At 53.9% G+C, this 5,362-nt stretch carries 2 tRNA genes and 3 rRNA genes; all 5 read left to right on the top strand.

The features are described 5' to 3' along the window. Positions 1–145: 145 nt before the first annotated feature. The 5 genes from BLR29_RS31755 (at position 146) to rrf (ending at position 5,310) form a co-directional block, all read left to right on the top strand. Positions 146–1,677 (top strand): 16S ribosomal RNA (locus BLR29_RS31755). 63 nt (positions 1,678–1,740) lie between these two features. Continuing rightward, a tRNA-Ile gene (locus BLR29_RS31750) sits at positions 1,741–1,817 on the top strand. An 8-nt stretch (positions 1,818–1,825) separates the two neighbouring features. Further along, positions 1,826–1,901: transfer RNA gene (locus BLR29_RS31745), tRNA-Ala, on the top strand. 289 nt (positions 1,902–2,190) lie between these two features. Then, positions 2,191–5,069 (top strand): 23S ribosomal RNA (locus tag BLR29_RS31740). Between the two features lie 127 nt (positions 5,070–5,196). Then, positions 5,197–5,310 (top strand): 5S ribosomal RNA (rrf, locus tag BLR29_RS31735). The 16S, 23S and 5S rRNA genes sit together here with 2 tRNA genes alongside, the layout of an rRNA operon. Positions 5,311–5,362 lie beyond the last annotated feature (52 nt).

The raw sequence follows: 5,362 nt of genomic DNA, 5'->3' as shown, positions 1-5,362 counted from the left end.
AGGCTTCGGTCTTCGGAATGCTTCAAAAGTTATCAGTGCTCGCACAGTAAAACATGTTCGGTCTTTCTTCGGAGAGGCCGGGTCAGTTTTCTGAGAGTGAGCGACCGCTCGAAAGAGCGAGGTGCTTCGGCACCACACAGAGATTGAACTGAAGAGTTTGATCCTGGCTCAGATTGAACGCTGGCGGCATGCCTTACACATGCAAGTCGAACGGCAGCGCGGACTTCGGTCTGGCGGCGAGTGGCGAACGGGTGAGTAATACATCGGAACGTGCCCTGTTGTGGGGGATAACTAGTCGAAAGATTAGCTAATACCGCATACGACCTGAGGGTGAAAGCGGGGGACCGAAAGGCCTCGCGCAGCAGGAGCGGCCGATGTCTGATTAGCTAGTTGGTGGGGTAAAGGCCCACCAAGGCGACGATCAGTAGCTGGTCTGAGAGGACGATCAGCCACACTGGGACTGAGACACGGCCCAGACTCCTACGGGAGGCAGCAGTGGGGAATTTTGGACAATGGGGGCAACCCTGATCCAGCAATGCCGCGTGTGTGAAGAAGGCCTTCGGGTTGTAAAGCACTTTTGTCCGGAAAGAAATGGCGCTGGTTAATACCTGGCGTCGATGACGGTACCGGAAGAATAAGCACCGGCTAACTACGTGCCAGCAGCCGCGGTAATACGTAGGGTGCGAGCGTTAATCGGAATTACTGGGCGTAAAGCGTGCGCAGGCGGTTTTGTAAGACAGGCGTGAAATCCCCGGGCTTAACCTGGGAATTGCGCTTGTGACTGCAAGGCTAGAGTGCGTCAGAGGGGGGTAGAATTCCACGTGTAGCAGTGAAATGCGTAGAGATGTGGAGGAATACCGATGGCGAAGGCAGCCCCCTGGGACGTGACTGACGCTCATGCACGAAAGCGTGGGGAGCAAACAGGATTAGATACCCTGGTAGTCCACGCCCTAAACGATGTCAACTAGTTGTTGGGGATTCATTTCCTCAGTAACGTAGCTAACGCGTGAAGTTGACCGCCTGGGGAGTACGGTCGCAAGATTAAAACTCAAAGGAATTGACGGGGACCCGCACAAGCGGTGGATGATGTGGATTAATTCGATGCAACGCGAAAAACCTTACCTACCCTTGACATGCCACTAACGAAGCAGAGATGCATTAGGTGCCCGAAAGGGAAAGTGGACACAGGTGCTGCATGGCTGTCGTCAGCTCGTGTCGTGAGATGTTGGGTTAAGTCCCGCAACGAGCGCAACCCTTGTCTCTAGTTGCTACGAAAGGGCACTCTAGAGAGACTGCCGGTGACAAACCGGAGGAAGGTGGGGATGACGTCAAGTCCTCATGGCCCTTATGGGTAGGGCTTCACACGTCATACAATGGTGCGTACAGAGGGTTGCCAACCCGCGAGGGGGAGCTAATCCCAGAAAACGCATCGTAGTCCGGATCGTAGTCTGCAACTCGACTACGTGAAGCTGGAATCGCTAGTAATCGCGGATCAGCATGCCGCGGTGAATACGTTCCCGGGTCTTGTACACACCGCCCGTCACACCATGGGAGTGGGTTTTGCCAGAAGTAGTTAGCCTAACCGCAAGGAGGGCGATTACCACGGCAGGGTTCATGACTGGGGTGAAGTCGTAACAAGGTAGCCGTATCGGAAGGTGCGGCTGGATCACCTCCTTTCCAGAGGCTTGTGTTCAAAGCTCAAGCGTTCACACTTATCGGTTTGTTTGCTGTTACAGCCAAGGGTCTGTAGCTCAGGTGGTTAGAGCACCGTCTTGATAAGGCGGGGGTCGTAGGTTCAAGTCCTACCAGACCCACCAAGTTATCCGGGGGATTAGCTCAGCTGGGAGAGCACCTGCTTTGCAAGCAGGGGGTCGTCGGTTCGATCCCGTCATCCTCCACCACTTACCTTGGTCCGGTATGCCAAACGCAAGCACTTAGTGTTGAGTGCTTGCGTTTGGCTTTGCCAAGATCGATGCAGGCGCATGCCTGGTCGGCTGTTCTTTAACAATATGGGATGTAGTAAAGGTGTCGCGAAGCGTTGATGAGACGCTGCAGTACAAAACGCGATACCGGGTTGTGATTGTATCAACCAAAATGTATTTAAGTGATCGAAAGATGACTTGGAATACGGCACAAACGCGAGAACTCAGAACCTATGGTGAGCGGTGTCGAGAGACACACTCGTTATAGGGTCAAGCGAACAAGTGCATGTGGTGGATGCCTTGGCGATCACAGGCGATGAAGGACGCGGTAGCCTGCGAAAAGCTTCGGGGAGCTGGCAAACAAGCTTTGATCCGGAGATGTCCGAATGGGGAAACCCGGCCCGAATGGGTCATCCCTGACTGAATACATAGGTCAGGGAAGCGAACGCGGCGAACTGAAACATCTAAGTAGCTGCAGGAACAGAAATCAACCGAGATTCCCAAAGTAGTGGCGAACGAAATGGGAAGAGCCTTGTACTCTTTAGCAGCATTGTTAGCAGAACGGGATGGAAAGCCCGGCCATAGCAGGTGATAGCCCTGTATGCGAAAACAGCGTTGTGGAACTAGGTGTACGACAAGTAGGGCGGGACACGTGAAATCCTGTCTGAAGATGGGGGGACCATCCTCCAAGGCTAAATACTCGTGATCGACCGATAGTGAACCAGTACCGTGAGGGAAAGGCGAAAAGAACCCCGGGAGGGGAGTGAAATAGATCCTGAAACCGCATGCATACAAACAGTCGGAGCCTGGAAACGGGTGACGGCGTACCTTTTGTATAATGGGTCAGCGACTTACATTCAGTGGCAAGCTTAACCGATTAGGGAAGGCGTAGCGAAAGCGAGTCCGAACAGGGCGTTGAGTCGCTGGGTGTAGACCCGAAACCAGATGATCTATCCATGGCCAGGTTGAAGGTGCGGTAACACGTACTGGAGGACCGAACCCACTAACGTTGAAAAGTTAGGGGATGAGCTGTGGATAGGGGTGAAAGGCTAAACAAATCTGGAAATAGCTGGTTCTCTCCGAAAACTATTTAGGTAGTGCCTCGTGTGTCACCTTCGGGGGTAGAGCACTGTCATGGTTGGGGGGTCTATTGCTGATTACCCCGCCATAGCAAACTCCGAATACCGAAGAGTGCAATCACGGGAGACAGACATCGGGTGCTAACGTCCGGTGTCAAGAGGGAAACAACCCAGACCGCCAGCTAAGGTCCCCAAGATTGGCTAAGTGGGAAACGAAGTGGGAAGGCTAAAACAGTCAGGAGGTTGGCTTAGAAGCAGCCACCCTTTAAAGAAAGCGTAATAGCTCACTGATCGAGTCGTCCTGCGCGGAAGATGTAACGGGGCTAAGCCAGTCACCGAAGCTGCGGACGCACGCAAGTGCGTGGTAGGAGAGCGTTCTGTAAGCCTGTGAAGGTGTCTTGTAAAGGATGCTGGAGGTATCAGAAGTGCGAATGCTGACATGAGTAGCGATAAAGGGGGTGAAAGGCCCCCTCGCCGTAAGCCCAAGGTTTCCTACGCAACGTTCATCGGCGTAGGGTGAGTCGGCCCCTAAGGCGAGGCAGAGATGCGTAGCTGATGGGAAGCAGGTTAATATTCCTGCACCGTCGTATGATGCGATGGGGGGACGGATCGCGGAAGGTTGTCCGGGTGTTGGAAGTCCCGGTCCCTGCATTGGAGAAGGCGCTTAGGCAAATCCGGGCGCGGAATTCAAGGATGTGGGGCGAGCGGCCTAGTGCTGCGAAGCAATTGGAAGTGGTTCCAAGAAAAGCCTCTAAGCTTCAGTCATACGAGACCGTACCGCAAACCGACACAGGTGGGCGAGATGAGTATTCTAAGGCGCTTGAGAGAACTCGGGAGAAGGAACTCGGCAAATTGGTACCGTAACTTCGGGATAAGGTACGCCCTGGTAGCTTGACTGGCCTGCGCCAGAAGGGTGAAGGGGTTGCAATGAAATGGTGGCTGCGACTGTTTAATAAAAACACAGCACTCTGCAAACACGAAAGTGGACGTATAGGGTGTGACGCCTGCCCGGTGCCGGAAGATTAAATGATGGGGTGCAAGCTCTTGATTGAAGTCCCGGTAAACGGCGGCCGTAACTATAACGGTCCTAAGGTAGCGAAATTCCTTGTCGGGTAAGTTCCGACCTGCACGAATGGCGTAACGATGGCCACACTGTCTCCTCCCGAGACTCAGCGAAGTTGAAGTGTTTGTGATGATGCAATCTCCCCGCGGCTAGACGGAAAGACCCCATGAACCTTTACTGTAGCTTTGCATTGGACTTTGAACCGATCTGTGTAGGATAGGTGGGAGGCTTTGAAGCGTGGACGCTAGTTCACGTGGAGCCGTCCTTGAAATACCACCCTGGTTTGTTTGAGGTTCTAACCTTGGCCCGTGAATCCGGGTCGGGGACAGTGCATGGTAGGCAGTTTGACTGGGGCGGTCTCCTCCCAAAGTGTAACGGAGGAGTTCGAAGGTACGCTTGGTACGGTCGGACATCGTACCTAAAGTGCAATGGCAAAAGCGTGCTTAACTGCGAGACCGACAAGTCGAGCAGGTGCGAAAGCAGGACATAGTGATCCGGTGGTTCTGAATGGAAGGGCCATCGCTCAACGGATAAAAGGTACTCTGGGGATAACAGGCTGATACCGCCCAAGAGTTCATATCGACGGCGGTGTTTGGCACCTCGATGTCGGCTCATCTCATCCTGGGGCTGTAGCCGGTCCCAAGGGTATGGCTGTTCGCCATTTAAAGAGGTACGTGAGCTGGGTTTAAAACGTCGTGAGACAGTTTGGTCCCTATCTGCCGTGGGCGTTGGAATCTTGACGGGGGCTGCTCCTAGTACGAGAGGACCGGAGTGGACGTACCGCTGGTGTACCTGTTGTCTCGCCAGAGGCATCGCAGGGTAGCTATGTACGGAAGAGATAACCGCTGAAAGCATCTAAGCGGGAAACTTGCCTGAAGATGAGGATTCCCTGGAGGCTTGACCTCCTTGAAGGGTCGTTCGAGACCAGGACGTTGATAGGCTGGGTGTGGAAGCGCAGTAATGCGTTAAGCTAACCAGTACTAATTGCCCGTAAGGCTTGATCCTATAACCAGTGTGTCTTGCCTGGTATAGCGGTTCGCCGCCTTGTGCCACGCTGCTGCAAGCACAACCCAATCTTTACTACACCCCTATTCGCCGCGCTGAGTCCTGCTCAGCCCGGCAACCCCTCATGCCTGGTGACCATAGCGAGTCGGAACCACCCCTTCCCATCCCGAACAGGACCGTGAAACGACTTTGCGCCGATGATAGTGCGGACTACCCGTGTGAAAGTAGGTCATCGCCAGGCTCTTATACCCAGAACCCCCAGCCCTCAAAAGCTGGGGGTTTTGCTTTGTGGC

It is taken from the genome of Cupriavidus sp. YR651, from assembly GCF_900101625.1.
GTDB lineage: Bacteria > Pseudomonadota > Gammaproteobacteria > Burkholderiales > Burkholderiaceae > Cupriavidus.
Note: the sequence above shows the minus strand (reverse complement) of the source record. Positions and strands in the feature narration are given on the sequence as shown.